Origin of the sequence: Halomonas saccharevitans, assembly GCF_900116405.1 — a bacterium.
Lineage (GTDB): Bacteria > Pseudomonadota > Gammaproteobacteria > Pseudomonadales > Halomonadaceae > Halomonas > Halomonas saccharevitans.
Map to the genome: position 1 here is coordinate 1 of NZ_FPAQ01000001.1, position 20,122 is coordinate 20,122.

General features: G+C 69.5%; 15 protein-coding genes and 2 tRNA genes. 11 read left to right on the forward strand and 6 right to left on the reverse strand.

Translation table 11 applies throughout. From position 1 onward, the window contains the following. The first annotated feature begins 404 nt into the window (after nt 1-404). The 3 genes from bluB to BM388_RS00015 are packed head-to-tail and all read left to right on the forward strand — an operon-like array spanning nt 405 to nt 3,913. A complete protein-coding gene (gene bluB / locus BM388_RS00005) occupies nt 405-1,130 on the forward strand; it encodes a 5,6-dimethylbenzimidazole synthase (protein WP_089845905.1) in 726 nt (241 codons plus the stop codon). Nucleotides 1,131-1,140: 10 nt separating this feature from the next. Then, a complete protein-coding gene (locus tag BM388_RS00010; RefSeq protein WP_089845907.1) occupies nt 1,141-2,637 on the forward strand; it encodes a cobyric acid synthase in 1,497 nt (498 codons plus the stop codon). Between the two features lie 46 nt (nt 2,638-2,683). Then, a complete protein-coding gene (locus tag BM388_RS00015) occupies nt 2,684-3,913 on the forward strand; it encodes a CynX/NimT family MFS transporter (protein ID WP_089845909.1) in 1,230 nt (409 codons plus the stop codon). Nucleotides 3,914-3,949: 36 nt separating this feature from the next. Here BM388_RS00015 and BM388_RS00020 read toward each other — a convergent pair whose 3' ends face one another. Next, nucleotides 3,950-4,690, reverse strand: coding sequence for a glycerophosphodiester phosphodiesterase family protein (locus BM388_RS00020; protein ID WP_089845911.1), 741 nt, complete (start codon nt 4,688-4,690; stop codon nt 3,950-3,952). A 176-nt stretch (nt 4,691-4,866) separates the two neighbouring features. Between BM388_RS00020 and BM388_RS00025 the strand changes: the two genes are divergently transcribed. Both BM388_RS00025 and BM388_RS00030 read left to right on the forward strand, forming a co-directional pair. Continuing rightward, entirely contained in the window at nt 4,867-5,439 is a 573-nt protein-coding gene (locus BM388_RS00025) for a hypothetical protein (RefSeq protein WP_089845912.1), read from the forward strand. A gap of 125 nt (nt 5,440-5,564) precedes the next feature. Beyond that, nucleotides 5,565-6,542, forward strand: coding sequence for an NADPH:quinone reductase (locus BM388_RS00030; protein ID WP_089845914.1), 978 nt, complete (start codon nt 5,565-5,567; stop codon nt 6,540-6,542). A gap of 30 nt (nt 6,543-6,572) precedes the next feature. Here the strand turns inward: BM388_RS00030 and BM388_RS00035 are convergent, their stop codons facing one another. Then, complete coding sequence (locus BM388_RS00035) at nt 6,573-7,478, reverse strand: MurR/RpiR family transcriptional regulator (RefSeq protein ID WP_089846325.1); 906 nt, start codon at nt 7,476-7,478, stop codon at nt 6,573-6,575. 146 nt (nt 7,479-7,624) lie between these two features. On the opposite strand from BM388_RS00035, the gene BM388_RS00040 reads away from it, so the two are divergent. From BM388_RS00040 to BM388_RS00050, 3 genes are all read left to right on the forward strand, one after another. Next, nucleotides 7,625-8,953: an aspartate aminotransferase family protein gene (locus tag BM388_RS00040; protein ID WP_089845917.1), complete on the forward strand. Its 1,329-nt coding sequence runs from the start codon at nt 7,625-7,627 to the stop codon at nt 8,951-8,953. Nucleotides 8,954-8,967: 14 nt separating this feature from the next. Beyond that, nucleotides 8,968-9,528 carry a carboxymuconolactone decarboxylase family protein gene (locus tag BM388_RS00045; protein ID WP_089845919.1) on the forward strand — a complete coding sequence of 187 codons (561 nt, stop codon included), beginning with the start codon at nt 8,968-8,970 and terminating at the stop codon, nt 9,526-9,528. Between the two features lie 174 nt (nt 9,529-9,702). Next, nucleotides 9,703-11,595, forward strand: coding sequence for an SLC13 family permease (locus tag BM388_RS00050; protein ID WP_089845921.1), 1,893 nt, complete (start codon nt 9,703-9,705; stop codon nt 11,593-11,595). A 309-nt stretch (nt 11,596-11,904) separates the two neighbouring features. On the opposite strand, the gene BM388_RS00055 is transcribed toward BM388_RS00050, so the two are convergent. The 4 genes from BM388_RS00055 to betI form a co-directional block, all read right to left on the reverse strand. After that, nucleotides 11,905-14,352: an acyl-CoA dehydrogenase gene (locus tag BM388_RS00055; protein WP_089845922.1), complete on the reverse strand. Its 2,448-nt coding sequence runs from the start codon at nt 14,350-14,352 to the stop codon at nt 11,905-11,907. 283 nt (nt 14,353-14,635) lie between these two features. Then, nucleotides 14,636-16,327, reverse strand: a complete 1,692-nt coding sequence (gene betA / locus BM388_RS00060; RefSeq protein ID WP_089845924.1) for a choline dehydrogenase — start codon at nt 16,325-16,327, stop codon at nt 14,636-14,638. 167 nt (nt 16,328-16,494) lie between these two features. Beyond that, nucleotides 16,495-17,964 (reverse strand): betaine-aldehyde dehydrogenase, encoded by a 1,470-nt coding sequence (gene betB, locus BM388_RS00065; RefSeq protein WP_089845926.1) that lies wholly within the window; start codon nt 17,962-17,964, stop codon nt 16,495-16,497. A gap of 12 nt (nt 17,965-17,976) precedes the next feature. Continuing rightward, entirely contained in the window at nt 17,977-18,582 is a 606-nt protein-coding gene (gene betI, locus BM388_RS00070) for a transcriptional regulator BetI (RefSeq protein ID WP_175535005.1), read from the reverse strand. Between the two features lie 180 nt (nt 18,583-18,762). On the opposite strand from betI, the gene BM388_RS00075 reads away from it, so the two are divergent. From BM388_RS00075 to BM388_RS00085, 3 genes are all read left to right on the forward strand, one after another. Further along, complete coding sequence (locus BM388_RS00075; RefSeq protein ID WP_390882423.1) at nt 18,763-19,728, forward strand: choline ABC transporter substrate-binding protein; 966 nt, start codon at nt 18,763-18,765, stop codon at nt 19,726-19,728. Between the two features lie 84 nt (nt 19,729-19,812). After that, a tRNA-Met gene (locus BM388_RS00080) sits at nt 19,813-19,889 on the forward strand. 155 nt (nt 19,890-20,044) lie between these two features. Then, nucleotides 20,045-20,120: transfer RNA gene (locus BM388_RS00085), tRNA-Asn, on the forward strand. Nucleotides 20,121-20,122: the final 2 nt, after the last annotated feature.

The following is a 20,122-nucleotide window of genomic DNA, read 5'->3' on the forward strand; positions in this document are numbered from 1 at the left end:
ATGGGCAAGCCACACGGCAGCCGGGCCACGACATGACGGCAGTGTCCCAGTGCCTGCGGGTCAGGGAGCGTCGGGCCGGTAGGAGAACCCCTGGCGGTCCTATGAGGCTCCCGCCCTCCGGGGCAGGGTGACCCTCGAGCGTAGAGCAGGGTAGCTCCGCGACGAAGTGATGACAGGTCGGTACCCAACCCACGAATACCAGAGAGATCCACCGTCGCTGATAGCCCCTCGCTTCCTGACCCGTAGGCATTGAGGACAACCGCATGCACTGAAGAGACAACCGAGCCCTTGACAGGTCAATCCATACCAGGACCCTCGCTTCACCTTGTCCCCGGCGCTCATCGGCCGGTCCCGATCCTTGCAAGGCCTTATCACACCCCCCCAGCTTTCCAGGAGACCGCCGCATGGCAGATCCCAGCGGACGACCCGACCACGCCTTCCCCGAGGCGCAGCGCGAGGGCCTCTACCGGGCCATCTTCGAGCGCCGCGACGTGCGCAGCCAGTTCCGGCCGGACCCGATTCCGCCGGAGGTGCTGGCGCGGCTGCTGGAGGCCGCCCACCATGCGCCCTCGGTGGGCTTCATGCAGCCCTGGGACTTCCTGCTGATCGACAGCCGCGAGGTGCGAAGCCGCGTCCACGCGATCTTCGAGCGCGAGAACGCCAGGGCGGCCGAGGCCCACGCCGGCGAGCGCGGTGCACTCTATCGGCGCCTCAAGCTCGAGGGCATCCTCGAGAGTCCGCTCAACCTCTGCATCACCTGCGATCGGGAGCGTGGCGGCGAGCACGTGCTGGGGCGACAGAGCATCGTCGAGATGGATCTGTTCAGCACCTGCTTGGCGGTCCAGAACCTCTGGCTGGCGGCCCGCGCCGAGGGCATCGGTGTGGGCTGGGTCAGCATCCTCGACCAGTCGGAGCTGGCCGAGGTGCTGAGCCTGCCGGATCACGTTTATCCGCTTGCCTATCTATGCCTGGGCTACGTCGACGACTTCCTCGATGCGCCCGAGCTCGCCCGGGCCGGCTGGCGCCAGCGCCTGCCGTTGGCCGATCGGGTGCACGGCAACGCCTGGCAGGCCCCGCCGGCGGACGCGGCGCTCACGCGCGCCGTCGATGCCCTGGCCCCCCGACAGTGAGGACGCTGCCATGCCGACGCTGATGATCCAGGGCACCACTTCCGATGCCGGCAAGAGCACCGTGGTCGCGGGGCTATGTCGGGCGCTGTCCCGGCGGGGCATCTCGGTGGCGCCCTTCAAACCCCAGAACATGGCGCTCAACAGCGCCGTGACGCCACAGGGCGGCGAGATCGGCCGCTCCACGGCGCTGCAGGCCCGGGCCGCCGGGGTTGCCCCGCACTGCGACATGAATCCGGTACTGCTCAAGCCCGAGAGTGACCGGGGCGCCCAGGTGATCCTCGACGGCCAGGTCTACGGCCACATGGACGCAATCGACTATCACGCCTTCAAGCGCCAGGCGCGACAGAGCGTGCTGGCGGCCTGGGAACGGCTGTCGGCGCGCTTCGACGTGATCATCGCCGAGGGGGCGGGCAGCCCCGCCGAGGTCAACCTGCGCGAGGGCGACATCGCCAACATGGGCTTCGCCGAGGCCGTCGACTGCCCGGTGCTGCTGGTCGGCGACATTGACCGCGGCGGCGTCTTCGCCCAGCTGGTGGGAACCCTGGCGCTGCTCTCCGAGAGCGAGCAGGCCCGCACCCGGGGCTTTATCATCAACCGCTTCCGCGGCGACATCGCCCTGCTCGAGCCCGGCCTCGACTGGCTCACCGCCCATACCGGCAAGCCGGTGCACGGCGTGCTGCCCTACCTGCAGGGCCTGCTGCTCGACGCCGAGGATGGAGTGGGCCTCGCCGGTCACGAAGCGGGTACGCCCGACCTGCGCGTGGTAGTGCCGGCGCTGCCGAGGATCAGCAATCACACCGACCTGGATCCGCTGCGCCTGCACCCGCGGGTCGCCCTGACCCTGGTCGGTCCCGACCGGCCGATCCCGCCCGCCGACGTCATCCTGCTGCCCGGCAGCAAGGCGACGGCAAGCGATCTGGCCTGGCTGCGCGCCCAGGGCTGGGAGACGGCGATCCGTCGCCACCTGCGCTACGGCGGCCGGGTGCTCGGCATCTGCGGCGGCTTCCAGATGCTCGGCGAGGCGATCGACGACCCGGATGGTCTCGAGGGCCCGGGCGGCAGCGTGACGGGACTGGGGCTTCTGCCGTTGCGCACCCGGATGGGGGCGGGCAAGCAGCTGCGCAACGTCGCCGGCACCCTCCTGGATACCCCGGCCGGGGAGGGCACGCCGGTGAGCGGTTACGAGATCCACAACGGCGTGAGCGAGGGGCCGGCGCTGGCCCGGCCGCTGATGGAACTCGACGGTCGGCCGGACGGCGCCATCAGCGAGGATGGTCAGGTGCTCGGCACCTACCTGCATGGCCTCTTCGACGAGGCGGGCGCCTGCGCGGCGCTGCTCGCCCGGCTCGGCCTGGCGGGGGAGGAAGGGGAGGACGCCGCCGTGGACTTCGCTGCCCATCGCGAACGCGAACTCGACCGCCTGGCCGATGGCCTGGAGGCGAGCCTGGACATGGCCGCCATCGAGGCACTGGTGGGCGGCAGCGACCCTGTATCCCATTATCGTTAGTTTTATATACAATAGTTGCCTCACAATGTGACCACGCGAGGCGGTAATGACGGCACGGAGCGGCACTTCCCGGGAGGATTCCACGACCTGGCAGTTCATCGGGGGACTGGCGCTGCTGGTGGCGCTCGGCCTGAACCTGCGACCGCTGCTGGCCGCCGCCAGCCCGCTGATGGAGGAGATCCGGGTGGCCACCGGGCTCAGCTACACGGTGCTCGCCTGGCTAACCACCCTGCCTTTCCTGTGCATGGGGGCCGTGGCGCTGGCGAGCGGGCGCCTGCAGGCCTGGCTGGGCGAGCAGCGCGGCATCAGTCTGGCCCTGCTGGCCATCGCGGTGGCCTGCGCCCTGCGCCAGGTCAACGGCAGCGGCACGACCCTGCTGGCCACGGCGCTGCTGGGCGGCGCCGGCATCGCGCTGATCCAGGCGCTGGTGCCGGGGCTCGCCAAGCGCCGATTCGGCCGGCGCATGCCGCTCGCCATGGGCGTCTACTCCGCGGCGCTGATGTCCGGCGGCGGCCTGTCTGCCTGGGCGAGTCCCTGGCTGGCGAGCCTCGGCGGCTGGCAGCTGGGCGTGGGCCTGTGGTGGGTGCCGGCGCTGATCACCCTGCTGGCCTGGGTGTGGCTCTCCCGCCGCCCCCGGGCGCCGGAGCCCGCCTGGGTGGCCCTGGCCGGTCCGCGGCCCTGGCGGCTGCCTCGGGCCTGGCTGCTGGCGCTCTATTTCGGGGTGATCAACGCGGGCTACTCCAGCCTGGTCACCTGGCTGCCGGTCTACTACCGGGAGCTCGGCTGGAGCGCCTCGTCCAGCGGCCAGCTGCTGGCCTGGATGACCATCTTTCAGGTGATCGCCGCCCTGGCAATGCCAATCCTGGCGCAGCGTCAGTCCCATGCGGACCGTCGCTGGCTGCTGGCCGTCAGCCTGCTGGCTCAGCTCACCGGCTACCTGGGGCTGATCCTGCTGCCCGGCCAGGGGGCGCTCGTCTGGGTGGCCATCGCCGGTTTCGGCCTGGGATCCAGCTTCTCCCTGGGCCTGATCCTCGCTCTGGATCATCTCTCCGATCCCCGCGCGGCGGGACGCCTGGCCGCCTTCATGCAGGGCTTCGGCTTCATGCTCAACGCGCTCTCGCCCTGGATCAGCGGCGCCCTGCGTGAGGCCACCGGCGGCTTCCTGGCCGCCTGGGTGCTGCTGGCCCTCGGCGCGGCGGCGATGCTGCTGGTCACCCTGCGCTTCAATCCGCGCGACTATGCGCGGGTGATGGCGGGCGCCGTCGAGCGCGCCTAACTGCTCCTGGGCGCTCGTCCCCGCCGCGTGCCGGGCTTAGCCCATGAAGCGCGGCGGGTCGTCGCTGATCACCGCCTCGACGCCCCAGGCCCAGCGTGGGGCGAAGGCGAGCGGGTCGTTGGCCGTGTAGCAGAGCAGCCGATACCCCGCCGCGGTCACCTCCCGGGCGCGAGGCGCCTTCAGGCGCTTCCAGTCGGCATGCACGCTGCAGGCCTCCACCGCCTCGCAGCGTCGCCGCCAGTCGCGGCCGATCCCCTCGAAGAGTACGCCCAGCGACAGCGCCTCGGGTCCGGCCAGGGCGCGGGCGTGGGCGAGGGCCGCGTCGTTGAAGGAGGAGAGCAGCCGGCGCGATGGCGGCAGCGCCTCCATCACGGCGGGCACGGCGGCCGCCACCAGGGCGCGGGGATCGCGGCCGCGATTGACCTTGAGTTCCAGGTTGACGCCCATGTCGAGCTCGTTGAGCAGCGCCAGCATTTCCGTGAGGGTGGCCATGGGCTCGCCCCGAAAGGCCTCACCGAACCAGCCGCCGGCATCGAGGCGTCGCGCCGCGGCAAGATCCAGGTCGGCCAGCCGGCCGCGGCGATCGGAGCAGCGGCGCAGGCCGGCGTCGTGCCAGATCACCGGGGTGCCGTCGCCGAGCAGCTGCACGTCGAGCTCCACCCAGTCGACGCCCACGCCGTGGGCGGCGCGCACGGCCGCGAGAGTGTTCTCCGGGGCGCGGGCGGAGAGGCCGCGATGGGCGATCAGGCGGGGCAGGGCGAGCGCGGCGTCGGGCATGGGGCGGTTCCTGATCGGCGGGGCGAAGAGGGACAGCGTAGCGCCATCGGACTGGGACGGGAAACGCCCCGGCGCGGCGGTCGCCGAGCACCGCGCGATCGGGCCAGGATGTGGTAGGCTGCGCGCTTTCGATCCTGGCGCTGGCGCCGGACATACGACGATGCGAGGACACCGAGATGAGAGTCGTGCACATCAAGAATCCCGAGCAGCGCGATGCCTGCCTGGCTCGGCTGTGCGCCGAGGCCTACGGCCAGGACGCCGGGCTCACGCCGCTGGCGACCTTCGCCGGCACCCTGGGCGTGCTGGTCAAGCAGGAGGCCGCCCGGGTGCTGGCGCTGGTAGATGATCAGTCGCGCCCGGTGGCGCTGGCCCTGCTGGTGCTCGATGAGATCGGCAGCAGCATGACCGTGATGCTGCTGGCCGACCTCGACGGTGAGAGCGTGACCCGGCCGTCCGAGCGGCTGGTCGCCGAGCTGGCCCTCAAGGCGCCGCTGCGCGTGGACGCCACGGGCCCCGAGCAGGAGGCGCGCTTCCGCGAGGCGGGCATCACCCGCTGGCTCGACGGCAAGGCCGGCGTGCGCATCGGCCTCGGCCCCAAGCATCCCGCCACCTCCGTGGCGGAGCTGCCCCGGGCGCTGACCTTCGACGAGGCCTCGGTGGTCCAGTCGTTCAAGCGCGACCGCGCGCTCTTCGACGACTACAAGGCGCGCTTCGTCCGCGGGCTAGAGTCCTTCCCCGCCACGCTCTGAGTCGCATGGTCGGGCGACATGAATCGCAGGCGGCGGGCGACATCAGCCGCCCGCGCCTTGACCCCGGGGGTGTCCGGACGCTTGACTGATGGGCCCATCCGTCAACGTCACAAGGACAATACCCCATGGCCCAGCGTATCCAGTTCGCCCGCACCGGCGGCCCCGAAGTCCTCGAGCTCGTCGATGTCACGCCGGCCGAACCGGCCGCCGGTGAGGTACGCGTCCGCAACCAGGCGGTCGGCCTCAACTTCATCGACATCTATTTTCGCACCGGCCTCTATCCGGCGCCCGGCCTGCCCTCGGGGCTCGGCACCGAGGGCGCCGGCGTGGTCGAGGCGGTCGGCGAGGGCGTCACTCACCTGGCGGTAGGCGATCGGGTGGCCTACGCCCAGGGACCTCTCGGCGCCTACGCCGAACAGCACGTGCTGCCGGCCGACAAGGTGGTGGCGCTGCCCGAGGCGATCGATGTCGAGACCGCCGCGGCCGGCATGCTCAAGGGCCTCACGGTGCAGTACCTGCTGCGCCAGACCTACCCCCTGAAGGGCGGCGAGACCATCCTCTGGCATGCCGCCGCCGGTGGCGTCGGCTCCATCGCCTGCCAGTGGGCCAAGGCGCTCGGCGTGCGGCTGATCGGCACGGTCAGCTCCCCGGAGAAGGCGGCGCTGGCCACGCAGAACGGCGCCTGGGCGACCATCGACTACACCCGGGAGGACGTGGTCGAGCGGGTGCGCGAGTTGACGGACGGCGCGATGTGCGACGTGGTCTACGACTCGGTGGGCAAGGACACCTGGGAGACGTCGCTGGACTGCCTGAAGAAGCGCGGCCTGATGGTCAGCTTCGGCAACGCCTCTGGCGCGGTCGAGGGCGTCAACATCGGCATCCTCAACCAGAAGGGGGCGCTTTACGTCACGCGCCCGAGTCTCAACGGCTATGCCGACACTCGCGAGCGGCTGGAGGCGATGGCCGGCGAGCTCTTCGCGATGCTCGAGGGCGGCCAGGTCACCATCGATATCTCGAATCGTTATCCGCTGGCCGAGGCGGGCGATGCTCAGGCGGCCCTGGCGGCCCGCCGGACCACCGGGTCGACCATCCTGCTGCCGTGATCTGATACCTGTACGAGGCGCGGGCGGTGCCTACAGCGACTCGTTGAGCTCGCCGATCAGCTGCTCGCGCCGCTTGAGCGCGGCGAGTCCCTCGTCGCCCAGCAGGTTCGCCGCCTCGCTCAGCAGGCCCTCGGCCAGCAGCATGAAGGCGCACATGCTGTTGCTGAAGAAGAGGCTGTGGTCGGGGACCGGAAAGACGTGGTGCGCCACCCGGGCGAGCGGCGAGCCCCGGGAGTCGGTCAGGGCGATGACGCGGATGCCCTGGCGCGCCGCCACCTCCGCCGTGGCCAGCACGCTGGGGGTGTAGGGAAAGCAGCTCGCCACCACCAGCACGTCCCCCGCCTCGAGCTGGGCCAGCGCATCCGCGACGCCGTGGCGGACGGCGTCCAGCGGTGCGGCATCGGCGCGCAGCATGCCCAGGCCATAGGCCAGGAACGAGGCCAGCGAGGCGAACTGGCGCATGCCGTGGACCCTCACCCGCTTCGCCTCCACCAGCAGCCGCGCCGCCTCGGTGAAGGCCTCGCCGTCGATGCTCGCCACCGTGTCGGCGATATTGGCGCTCTCCTGTCGCCCCAGCCGGGCCAGTCGGGCGAGGGCGTCGTCGTCCCCGTCGCCGTCCAGCAGGCGCGAGACCTGATCGCTGTAGAAGCTCTTGCCCTCGGTGACGTGGCGGCGAAACACCGCCTGCAGGCCGGCGAAACCCTCGAAGCCCAGCCGCTGGGCCAGCCGCGACAGGGTCGAGGGGCTGACGCCCAGGCGCTCCGCCAGGTCGCTGATCGAGGATACCGCGGCCTGCTGCGGCGCGGTGACCATCGCCGACAGCACCCGACGCGAGCGCTTACCCAGCCGCAACGATCCCTCGCCCTGCTCGATGGTGGCGAGCAGGCGCTCGAGGTCGCCGAGGGTGTCCGGTCGCTGGGGCTTGGGGAGTGTCATGTCGGTTTCGGCGCGGCCTGGGGGATTGAGGTGGGGCATTGTAGCGCTCGTCGGGCGTGGCGTCAGGCTGCTATCGGATGGATTTGCAAATATACTTCCTTTTTTGCAGAATGGTTGTTGTTTTTGCATATTTGCGAGAGGGCCGCATGAGCCACGTATTCCACCGCCACCTGAAGCACGCCTATCCGACCGCCGTGGGCGGCGAGGGTCCCTACCTGATCGATGCCCAGGGCCAGCGCTACCTGGACGCCTGCGGCGGTGCCGCGGTCTCCTGCCTGGGCCACAGCGATGCCGGCGTGATCGAGGCGGTGCGTGACCAGGTCGGCCGGCTCGCCTATGCCCACACCTCCTTCTTCACCAACGAGCCGATGGAGGCGCTGGCCGATTTTCTGGTCGAGCGCGCGCCAGCGGGCCTGTCGTCGGTCTATTTCGTCTCCGGCGGCTCCGAAGCGGTGGAGGCGGCGCTGAAGCTGGCGCGCCAATACTTCATCGAGCGCGGTGAGCCCCAGCGCAAGCACCTGATCGCCCGGCGCCAGAGCTACCACGGCAATACCCTGGGGGCGCTCGCCACCGGCGGCAACGCCTGGCGCCGGCAGCAGTTCGAGCCGCTGCTGGTCGGGGTAAGCCACGTCAGCCCCTGCTATGCCTACCGTGGCCAGGCCCCCGGCGAGACCCCCGAGGCCTACGGCGTGCGGCTGGCGGCGGAACTCGAGGCCGAGATCCAGGCCCTGGGGCCGGAGACGGTGATGGCCTTCGTCGCCGAGCCGGTGGTCGGCGCGACCCTTGGGGCGGTGCCGCCGGTGCCGGGCTACTTCAAGCGGGTGCGCGAGATCTGCGACCGTCACGGCATCCTGCTGATCCTCGACGAGGTGATGTGCGGCATGGGACGCACCGGCACACTGTTCGCCGCCGAGCAGGAGGGCGTGACGCCGGACCTGCTGACCGTGGCGAAGGGCCTCGGCGCCGGCTACCAACCGATCGGCGCGACCCTGGTCGGCGAGCGGATTCGCGCGGCGATCGCCGAGGGGTCGGGCTTCTTCCAGCACGGGCACACCTACATCGGTCACGCCACGGCCTGCGCCGCCGCCCTGGCGGTGCAGCGCGCCGTCGAGGAGCGTGGCCTGCTGTCGCGGGTCGTGAGTCTGGGCGAGGGGCTGCAGCAGCGGCTAGAGGCGCGTTTCGCCGAGCATCCCCACGTCGGCGACATCCGCGGTCGGGGGCTCTTCCGCGGGCTCGAGTTGGTCGCCGAGCGCGACGCCAAGACGCCGTTCGCCCCCGAGCGCAAGCTGCACGCGGCGATCAAGCGCGCGGCCATGGATGAGGGGCTGATGTGCTATCCCATGGGCGGCACCCTGGATGGCCGCCGGGGCGATCATATCCTGCTGGCGCCGCCCTTTATCCTCGACGACGCCCACCTGGACGAGATCGTCGACAAGCTCGATGCTGCTCTCAAGCGCGTTCTCACCCACTCGTAATGGAGCCTCGCCCGATGTCGATCGACTCCCGCCTCTCCCCCCTGGACGAGGCCAGCATGGCGCCCGACCAGCGCCGCGTGCTGGACGCCATCCTGAGCGGCCCCCGCGGCAACCTGGACGGCCCCTTCCTGGCCTGGATCCACAGCCCCGAACTGGCCGATCATGCCCAGCGCCTCGGCGCCTTCTGCCGCTACGGCACCCGCCTGGAGCTGCGACTCACCGAGCTGGCGATACTCTTCACCGCGTCCTGGTGGCAGTCCCAGGCGGAGTGGCAGATCCACGCGCCCATCGCCCGCGAGGCCGGGGTCAGCGAGGCGGTGATCGAGGCGCTCCAGGATGGGCGCGAGCCCGATTTCGAGCGCGACGACGAGGCGCTGATACATCGCCTGGGCAAGACGCTCTACACCACCCGGCGCGTCGACGAGGCGCTCTACGCCGAGGCGGTGGCGGCCTTCGGCGAGCCGGCGGTGGTGGAGCTGGTGGGGGTGTTCGGCTACTACGCCCTGGTGGCCATGACCCTCAACGTCTTCGAGGTGCGCCGCGGCAGCGAGCCGCTGCCGTTCGCCGAGCCCTGACGTGACGGGCGGTCTGCAGGACCGCGCCGAGCCGGCCGACGTTCTCGCGGCCTGCGCGCCCTGGCCATGTGCCGGGGTGTGCGTATGGGGCGGGGGAAAGCGGGAAACGCTGGCTTTTCTCGGCCTCGGCTGTTGTGCTGACATCATCCTGACGGCACAGGGAGGTGATCGGCGATGAGCGACAGCACCCAGGTATTTATGGTTCTCGGCGCGACGCTCGCGGCCTTCGTGTGGGGCCGCTTTCGCTACGACCTGGTGGCGCTGGGTGCGCTACTGGCCTCCGTGCTGCTGGGCCTGGTGCCCACCGACGAGGCCTTCTACGGCTTCGGCCATCCCGCCGTGATCACCGTCGCCGCGGTGCTGGTGCTCAGCCGCGGCTTCGAGCGTTCCGGGCTCGTCGATCTGATCGCCGAGCAGGCCCTCAGGGTCGGCGACCGCCTGATCCTGCAGATGCTGGTGCTCTCCGGCACCGTGCTGGTGCTCTCCGGGGTGATGAATAACGTCGGCGCCCTGGCGCTGATGCTGCCGGTGGCGATCCGCATGGCTCGCGAGCACGACAGCCCGCCCTCGCTGCTGCTGATGCCGCTGGCCTTCGGCTCGCTGCTCGGCGGCCTCACCACCCTGATCGGCACCCCGCCCAACATCATCATCTCCAGCTACCGTCATGAGGCGGTGGGGGAGAGCTTCGGCATGTTCTCCTTCTTTCCGGTCGGTGCCAGCGTGGCCCTGGTCGGCCTGGCCTTCATCGTGCTGGTGGGCTGGCGCCTGGTGCCCCAGCGAGCCGGCAAGGCCTCCACGGAGGAGATGTTCGATACCGCCCACTACCTCGTGGAGCTGCGCGTCCCCGAGGACGGCAAGGCGGTGGGCTGGACGCTGCGCGATCTGCACCAGGCCCTGGAGGAGACCATCCCGGTGCTGGCGGTGGTGCGCGGCGACACGCGCCATGCCGGTCACGCCTTCCACGGCACCCTGGGCGAGGGCGATATCCTGCTGGTGGAGGCCGGGCCCGAGGAGATGAAGCTGATCGAGGACAAGGCGGGCCTGGTGGTCGGCCCCGAGCCGCCGCCGGACGACGAGGCACAGGATGCTGAGACGCGGGAGCGCGAGGCCTCGGCCGCGCCTCGCAAGGCCCAGCAAGGTGATGAGTCGCAGGATGACGAGCCGCAGGGCGAAGAGGAGGAGGAGGCACAGCGTTCCGCGGTGGATACCGAGGGCCTGCAGCTGGTCGAGGCGGTGGTGCGCAACGACTCTATGATGATCCACCGCACCGTCACCCAGCTTCGCCTGCACAACCAGTTTGGCCTGCACCTGGTGGCGGTGGCCCGGGACGGCGGCCGCCTCAACCAGCGCCTGCGCGATATTCGCTTCCGGGCCGGCGATGTGCTGCTGCTTCAGGGCGGCGAGGGCGAGATCGGCGAGAGCCTTACCACCCTGGGCTGCCTGCCGCTGGCCAGCCGTAACCTGACCCTGGGTCGGCCGCGGATGCTGGCGGTCTCGGTGGCGATCTTCGCGGTGGCGGTGATCGCCATGGTGCTGGACCTCGTGCCCTCGTCGGTGGCCCTGACCGCTGCCGCCCTGGTCTCGCTGATGGTGGGCGTGCTGTCGCTGCGCGAGGGCTATCAGGCCATCGACGGCCCGGTGATCGTGCTGCTGGGGGCGATGATTCCGGTGGGGCAGGCGCTGGAGACCAGTGGCGGGGCCTCCCTGATCGCCGAGATCCTGCTGGCCATGGGCCGCGAGTGGCCGGTGGTGGCCACCCTGGTGGGGCTGTTCTTGATCTGCACGCTGCTCTCCAACGTGGTCAACAACGCCGCGGCGGCGCTGCTGATGGCGCCCATCGCGGCGAGCCTCGCCGAGGGCTTCGGCGTCTCCCTGGATCCTTTCCTGATGGTGGTGGCGATCAGCGCCTCCTGCGCCTTCCTGACGCCCATCGGTCACCAGTCCAATACCCTGGTGATGGGCCCGGGCGGCTATCGCTTCGGCGACTACTGGAAGCTGGGGCTGCCGCTGACCCTGGTGGTGATGGCGGTGGCGATCCCGCTGATCCTGATCGTCTGGCCGCTGTAGCCTTTAGCGAGAACGCATCCTGCGCCGGCATGGGTCTCCGAGAGGGCGCTGTGAATACGTCCCTGTACGCTACCGATGCCCTGCGGCGCTCCCGCGTCCCGTCCGCTTGCAGGGCCGGTGCTGACCATCTCTGGCCAGCCCGTTCGAAGCAGTGCTTCTCACCCCTGGCATAGGATCCTCTCTTTGACCTGTCCCGCCGCTCAGACTCTATTTTATTCGGCTCTTGGGAGCTGCAAGGGAATAACAAGACGCCCCGGCGGCTGGCCGGGGCGTTGTGTGGTACCTGGTTCAGAGGGGTAATCCAGAGGCTCAGGCCGGCTGGTGGCGCAGCACCTTGGTCTTGTCGGTGACGAAGGCGTCGTAGGCGAAGTCATCCACGGTGAGCAGCTCCAGCACCGCAGCCTCGCGCTCCTGCATGAAGGTGGCGTCCTCCTCGCCGATCAGCCCCGCCGCCAGGGCCGCCTCGACCCGCGCTTCCGGGTGCAGCGCCTCGGCCGGCAGCTCCCCCTTCGCGTAAGCCTTGTTGACCCGGCGATAGAGCGCCTCGGCGCGCTCCTGGCTCGCCAGCAGGGCGTTGTAGCGGGCCAGCGGGTTGTCCCGGCTGCCGTCGTTCTCCTGCCAGGTGGCGTCGAGCAGGTGGCGGCGCAGGGGCGTGTCCCGGGAGACGGCCTGGGCGATCTCGCGGGTCAGCGTGTCCTCGGGGCGCTTCCAGCGCCGGCCCGTCGGCATCACGATGACGCGCAGCGTGCGGCCCAGGGCGCGGCTCGGCAGGTTGTCGAAGAGCTCGTCCAGGGCCTGTTCGGCGCGTCCCAGCAGGAACCGGCAGCCGTAGTGCAGCAGGGCCGCCTCGCCCTCGACCTTGTGGCCCTCGTGCCACTGCTTGAGCGTCATCGAGGCGAGATAGAGGTTGGAGAGCACGTCGCCGAGGCGCGCGGAGAGCATCTCACGCTGCTTGAGCTGCGACCCCAGGCTCGCCATGGCGGCGTCGGCGCAGAGTCCGAAGCCGGCGGAGAGGCGCGCGATGTCCCGGGCGTAGGGGGCGGCGATCTCGTCGAAGGGCACACTCGGCCGGCCGAGCCCCAGCCCCTGAGTGAGGGCACGGGCGGCGTTGCCGAAGATCAACCCGGCATGGCCGAAGAAGGCGCGATCGAAGGCCGCGGCGTCGTCTGCATCCTTGGCGGCCAGCTCCTCGAGCACGTAGGGATGGCAGCGGATGGCGCCCTGACCGAAGATCATCAGGTTGCGGGTCATGATGTTGGCGCCCTCGACGGTGATCGCCACCGGGTTGGCGCTGTAGCCGATGCCGAGGTAGTTGCGCGGCCCCAGGGTCACCGCCTTGCCGCCGTGGATGTCCATGGCGTCGCCGAGGATAACCCGCTGGAACTCGGTGAGCTGGCTCTTGAGGATCGCCGAGGGCACCGCCGGCTTCTCGCCATGATCGATGGTGTTGGCGGTCTGGTAGACGGCGGCCCGGGAGACATAGGCCAGCGCAGCCATGCGCGCCAGGGGCTCCTGGATACCCTCCATCTCGGCCACCGGCACGTTGAACTGGCGGCGGATCCGCGCGAAGCCGCCGCTCCAGCCCAGCGCATAGCGGGCGGTGCCGGTAGCGCCGGAGGGCAGGGTGATGCAGCGCCCGATGGAGAGGCATTCGACCAGCATCCGCCAGCCCTGGCCGATCATCTCCGGCCCGCCGATGATGGTGGAGAGCGGCACGAAGACGTCGTGGCCCTTGATCGGCCCGTTGAGGAAGGGGCTGCCGATGGGATGGTGGCGGCGGCCGATCTCCATGCCGTCAGTGTCGCGGGGAATCAGCGCCAGGGTGATGCCGCGATCTTCCTCCTCGCCGAGCAGCTGGTCCGGGTCGAAGAGCCGGAAGGCCAGGCCCACGACGCTGGCGATGGGCGCCAGGGTGATCCAGCGCTTCTCGAAATTCAGCCGGAGGCCCAGGACCTCCTCGCCGTCGACCATCTGCTTGCAGACCACGCCGGTGTCGGGAAGGGCCGTAGCATCGCTGCCGGCCCGCGGGCCGGTCAGGCCGAAGCAGGGGATTTCGCGGCCGTCGGCCAGGCGCGGCAGATAGTGATCCTTCTGCTGTTCGGTGCCGTACTTCAGCAGCAGCTCGCCCGGCCCCAGGGAGTTGGGCACGCCCACGGTGACCATCAGCGTCTCGCTGACCGAGAGCTTCTGCAGCACCAGGGACTGCGCCTTGGCCGAGAAGCCCAGGCCGCCGTAGGCCTTGGGGATGATCATGCCGAAGAAGCCTTCCTGCTTGAGGTAGTCCCAGAGTTCCTGGGGCAGGTCGGCGCGTTCCCGGGCGATCTCCCAGGCGTTGCACATGCCGGCGGCCACGCTGCACTGGTGATCGAGGAAGGCGCGCTCCTCATCCGAGAGCCCCTCGTCGCGATAGTCGAGCAGCTTTTTCCAGTCGGGACGTCCGGTGAAGAGTTCGCCGTCCCAGGCCACGCTGCCGGCTTCGAGTGCGGTGCGCTCGGTATCCGAGACCTTGGGGGCGACCTTCTTGAACAGGGCGAAGAGTCGTGGCGTGAGCCAGCGGGTACGCAGGGCGGGCAAGCCGCAGACGGCGATGGCCGCGGCGGCGATCATCAGCAGCACGCCGAGGATCGACGCGCCGGCGACCAGGCCGACGAGGCCGAGCCCCGCGGTCACGGCCAGGGCGGGCAGGGCGCCGGCCTCCCGGCGCATCACGATGAGCAGGCCGGCAATGGCCAGCACGAGCAGGGTCAGGGTCAGCATGGTGGGCTCCGACAGATTCGAACACTTGTTTGAATGCCCTCAGCCTAGCGCATCCCGAGCCCGGCGGCCAATCCCCTCGATGCAGTTTTCCCTCTCCAAGTCCGAGAGGATCATGGAGGCAGGTCTACGCGGGGCGCCGTGAACCCTTCCCTGGGCGCTACTTTTGACATCCATGGCAAAAGACCCCTCTTCGACCTGCCTCCATTCACCCTCGATGTCCGACCGTTCAACGCAAGTTGCCCCGCACGGGGGCGGGGCGGCTCGGTGTTGCTCGGCTAACCGATCAGGCCGTACGGCGCTGCGGTTCCCGCTGGGCGGGGGCGTCGCCCGCCACGTAGTAGGGGGCGTCGCTTCTCGGCAGCGGCTCTCGGCCGCGGATCTTGTCGGCCATCTTCTCGGCGAGCATGATCGTCGGCGCGTTGAGGTTGCCGGTGGGGATCACCGGGAACAGCGAGGCGTCGACCACCCGCAGGCCCTCCAGGCCGTGGACCCGGCCGGCGCTGTCGACCACGGCATCGTCCCCCTCGCCCATCCGGCAGCTGCCGCAGGGATGGTAGGCGGTCTCGGCATGGGCCTTGACGAAGGCGTCGAGCGCTTCATCGGACTGCACGTCCGGCCCCGGCGAGACCTCCCGGCCGCGGTATTTGTCGAAGGCCGGCTGGGCGATGATCTCGCGGGTCAGGCGAATGGCGTCGCGAAACTCCTGCCAGTCCTTCTCGGTGGCCATGTAGTTGAACAGTATCGAGGGTGCGGCCTCGGGATCGCGGGAGGTCAGGCGCACGCGGCCGCGGCTCTCCGAGCGCATGGAGCCCACGTGGGCCTGGAAGCCGTGGGCCTGCACCGCGCTCTTGCCGTTGTAGCTGATGGCGATGGGCAGGAAGTGGTACTGCAGATTGGGCCACGCCTCCTCGTCGCTCGAGCGGATGAAACCCGCCGCCTCGAACTGGTTGCTGGCGCCAATGCCTTTGCCGAACAGCATCCACTCGGCGCCGATCTTCGGCTGGTTGTACCACTTGAGCGCCGGGTAGAGCGAGATCGGCTGGGTGCACTCGTACTGGATGTACATCTCCAGGTGGTCCTGCAGGTGCGCGCCGACGTTGTCGTTGACCTGAACGGCCTCGATGCCGAATTCGTCGAGCACGTCCTTGGGACCCACGCCGGAGCGCTGCAGGATCTGCGGCGAGGCGATGGCGCCGGCGCACAGCAGTACCTCGCGGCGGGCGTGAACCGCCTGGGGCTTGCCGTGGCGGGCGTAGCGTACGCCGGTGGCGCGCTTGCCCTCGAAGGTGATGACGTCGGTGATGGCGCGGGTCTCGATGGTCAGGTTCGGCCGACTCTTGGCCTGGTCGAGGTAGCCCCGGGCGGTGGAGGCGCGTCGTCCGTTGGGGGTGACGAAGCGGTCCATGGGGCCGAAGCCCTCCTGCTGGTAGCCGTTGACGTCCTTGGTGGACGGATAGCCGGCCTGCTGGCCCGCCTCGATGAAGGCGTGATAGAGCGGATTGTTGCCTTCCTTCGGCGTCGTCACGCTGACCGGGCCGTCGCCGCCGTGGTAGGCGTTGGGGCCGATGTCGCGGGTCTCGGACTTCCTGAAGTAGGGCAGGCAGTCGGCGTAGGTCCAGTCCCCGAGACCCGGCTGCTTGGCCCAGCCGTCATAGTCCAGGGCGTTGCCGCGGATGTAGCACATGCCGTTGATCAGCGAGGAGCCGCCGAGGCCCTTGCCGCGGCCGCATTCCATGCGCCGGCCGTCCATGTGGGGCTCCGGGTCGGTCTCGAAGGCCCAGTTGTAGCGCTTGCCCTGCAGCGGGTAGGCCAGGGCCGCCGGCATCTGAGTGCGGAAGTCGAAGCGGTGATCGGGGCCGCCGGCCTCGAGCAGCAGCACGCTGACGTCCGGGTCCTCGGTCAGGCGGGTGGCCAGGACGTTGCCGGCGGAGCCGGCGCCGATGATGACGTAATCGAATTCACGGGACGGGGACATGGGGCCTCCCTGAAACAGTCAAAAGGGGCGCGTTGCAAGCGGCGCAGGGGACGTTTGCCGGTCGGAAACGCCAAGTACCCTCGCGTTCCGCTTATGCGCGATTAAGGGTGCCGGAGGGGACGTCTCCGGTCCCCGGCGCGCCTCTCGCCCGGGGTCACGACGTGGCCTCAGAACACCGATTCGAAGGGGCCCATCTCGACCTGCACCGACTTGGTCTGGGTGTAGTGAGCCAGGGTCTCGATGCCGTTCTCGCGACCCACGCCGGACTGCTTGTAGCCGCCCACGGGCATCTCGGCGGGAGACTCGCCCCAGGTGTTGATCCAGCAGATGCCGGCTTCCAGGCGCCGGATCACGCGGTGGGCACGATTGAGCCCCTCGGTGAAGACGCCGGCGGCCAAACCGTATTCGGTGTCGTTGGCGCGGCGGATCACCTCCTCCTCGTCGTCGAAGGCGAGCACGGACATCACCGGGCCGAAGATCTCCTCGCGCACGATGCGCATTTCGTCGGTGCAGTCGGTGAAGATGGTCGGGGCGGCCCAGGCGCCGTTGGCATAGTCACCCTGGGACCAGGCCTCGCCGCCGGCCAGCACCCGGGCGCCTTCCTGTTGGCCCAGGGCGATGTAGGCGAGCACCTTCGCCTGGTGCTCGAAGCTCACCAGCGGCCCGAAGTTGATGCTCGGATCCAGCGGGTCGCCGGCGCGGATGCGCGCCACCCGCTCGACGAGCTTCGCCTCGAAGGCCGCCTTCACGGCGCGATCGACGAAGACCCGGGTGCCGTTGGTACAGATCTGCCCGCTGGAGTAGAAGTTGGCCATCATCGCGGCGTCGGCGGCGCGGTCCAGGTCGGCATCGGCGAAGACGATCAGCGGCGACTTGCCGCCGAGCTCCATGGTCACGTCCTTGAGCGTCGAGCCGCCGGCCGCGGCCATCACCTTGCGGCCCGTGCCCGCCTCGCCGGTGAACGAGATCTTGTCGATGCCGCGGTGGCCGGTGAGCATCTCCCCGACCCGGGCATCGCCCTGGACCACGTTGAAGACGCCGTCGGGCAGGCCGGCCTCGCTGAATATCTCGGCGAGGATCATGGTGGTCAGCGGGGTGACTTCGCTGGGCTTGAAGACCACGGCGTTGCCGGCGGCCAGCGCCGGGGCGCTCTTCCAGCAGGCGATCTGGATCGGGTAGTTCCAGGCGCCGAGGGCGCCGATCACGCCCAGCGGCTCACGGCGAGTGTAGACGAAGGAGTCCTCGCGCAGCGGGATCTGGGCGCCCTCCAGCGCCGGGGCCAGGCCGGCGTAGTACTCGAGCACGTCGGCGCCGGTGACGATGTCCACGGCCGCGGTCTCGCTGATCGGCTTGCCGGTGTTACGGGTCTCGAGCTCGGCGATCTCGTCATTGCGCTCGCGCAGCAGCGCGACGGCGCGGTAAAGGATGCGGCCACGCTCCATGCCGCTCATCGCTCCCCAGGCGCGCTGGCCCTGGCGCGCCGCGGCCACGGCGGCGTCCACGTCGGCCGCGGCGGCCTGGGGCACCTCGGCGAGCAGCGAGCCGTCGAAGGGGTTGACCACGGGGAAGGTCTCGCCCGAGGTGGCGGCCGTGTGGCGGCCATCGATGTAGAGGGTCTGGGGGGCGGAAAGTGCCATGCTGACCTCCGTTCAGGTAGCGGAAAGGGTGTCGTGCGTCTCGAGCAGTCGGTCCAGGTAGTCGTGGGCCAGACGACGCGCTTCGTCGCTGTCCAGGCCGTTGGGCGTCAGCGCGCCGCGCAGCCAGAGGCCGTCGATCAGGGCGGCCAGGGCTCGGGCGCAGGCGCGCGCCTCGTGACGGGGCATCAGCCGGCGGAACTGATGACAGAGATTGGCGTAGAGGCGCCGGTCGTTGACGTTCTGAAGGCGCGCCAGCGTCGGCCGATGCATGCTGCTGGCCCAGAAGGCCAGCCAGGTCTTGGCGACCGGGCCGGTGACCTGGCTGCCATCGAAGTTGCCATCGATGATGGCGCCCAGGTGCGCCCGCGGGCTCGCGGTCTTGAGCGCGTTGCGCCGTGCGGCCACCGCCGCGCCCAGGTCGCTCAGGATCTGGCGCATGGTGGCCTCCAGCAGGCCGTCCTTGCCGCCGAAGTAGTGGCTGATGATGCCGGCGGAGACCCCCGCGTGGCGGGCGATGCGCATCACCGTCGCGTCGGCCAGGCCGACCTCGTCGATGGCCGCCATGGTCGCCTTGATCAGCTGCTGGCGGCGGATGGGTTCCATTCCGACCTTTGGCACCGTTGCTGGCTCCTGTCCCGAGAATTGATGTTGCACCCAACGCATCAGGCGTGGTTACCATGTAGCATGCCATTTCTTTATTGAACGTTCAATCAATAAAGGTCCGATGGGGTCTTCCCCTATCGGTCGGCGGCGCTGCCGTCGCGGCTATACTTGATGTCCAACAAGAGGAACGCTTTCATGAATACGACCCTCCTGAATCGTCGCATGACCTTCGGTGTCGGCGCCGCCGCCCTTGGATTCGCCGTCGCACCGCTGCAGGCCGCCGAGCCCGAGAGCTGCGAGAAGGTGCGCTTCGCCGAGGTCGGCTGGACCGACATCACGGCCACCACCGCCCTGACCACCGAGGTGCTCGAGGCGCTGGGCTACGAGACCCGCATCGATACCGTCTCGGTGCCGATCGCCTATTCCGGCATGAAGAACGACGACTTCGACGTCTTCCTGGGCAACTGGATGCCCTCCATGGCCTCGATCAGCGATCCCTACGTCGAGGATGGCAGCGTCGATCGCCTGGGCGCCAACCTCGAAGGCGCCAAGTACACCCTGGCGGTGCCGCAGTACGTGCACGATGCCGGCGTCACCTCGGTGGCCGATCTCGCCGAGCATGCCGAGAAGTTCGACGGCAATATCCACGGCATCGAGGCCGGCAACGACGGCAACCAGCTGATCCAGGACATGATCGACGACGATGCCTTCGGCCTCGGCGACTGGTCGCTGGTCGACTCCAGCGAGGCCGGCATGCTGGCCGAGCTGAGCGCACGCACCCCCGACGAGACCTGGATGGTGTTCCTCGGTTGGGAGCCGCACCCCATGAACACCAACTATGACATGGCCTACCTGTCGGGGGCCGACGATTACTTCGGCCCCAACCTGGGCGGGGCGACCGTCTATACCAACACCCGCGGCGGCTATGCCGAGGAGTGTGGCAACGTCGGGACGCTGCTCGAGAACCTCGAGTTCACCCTCACCATGGAGAACCAGCTGATGGGGCAGATCTCGGATCAGGGCGAGGATCCCCGCGAGGCGGCCCGCGACTACCTGCAGGCCAATCCCGCGGTGCTCGAGACCTGGCTCGAGGGTGTCACTACCCGCGAGGGCGAGCCGGGGCTGCCGGCGGTGAAGGAGGCGCTCGATATCGAGAGCTGAGTGCCTCGCGGGCTTGCCATGGCGCGAGCCCGCGTGCATAATTCATCCCCGTTGCCCGGCCTTGGTCGGGCAACCTGTTGATAAGGCTACGTAGCTCAGCTGGTTAGAGCACATCACTCATAATGATGGGGTCCCCTGTTCGAATCAGGGCGTAGCCACCAGAACACGCAGAAACGCCCGTCAGGCTCCGGCCCGTCGGGCGTTTTTCGTTGGGCCTGTTTCTTGGGTGCCGGCCGGCCGTGCGGGCACCAAATTGCCAATCGCGGCTTGACCTTGCGTGCCCGATCCGTATACTACGCCCCGTGTTCGAGGTCATTCCCCGATAGCTCAGTTGGTAGAGCAAATGACTGTTAATCATTGGGTCACAGGTTCGAGTCCTGTTCGGGGAGCCAAC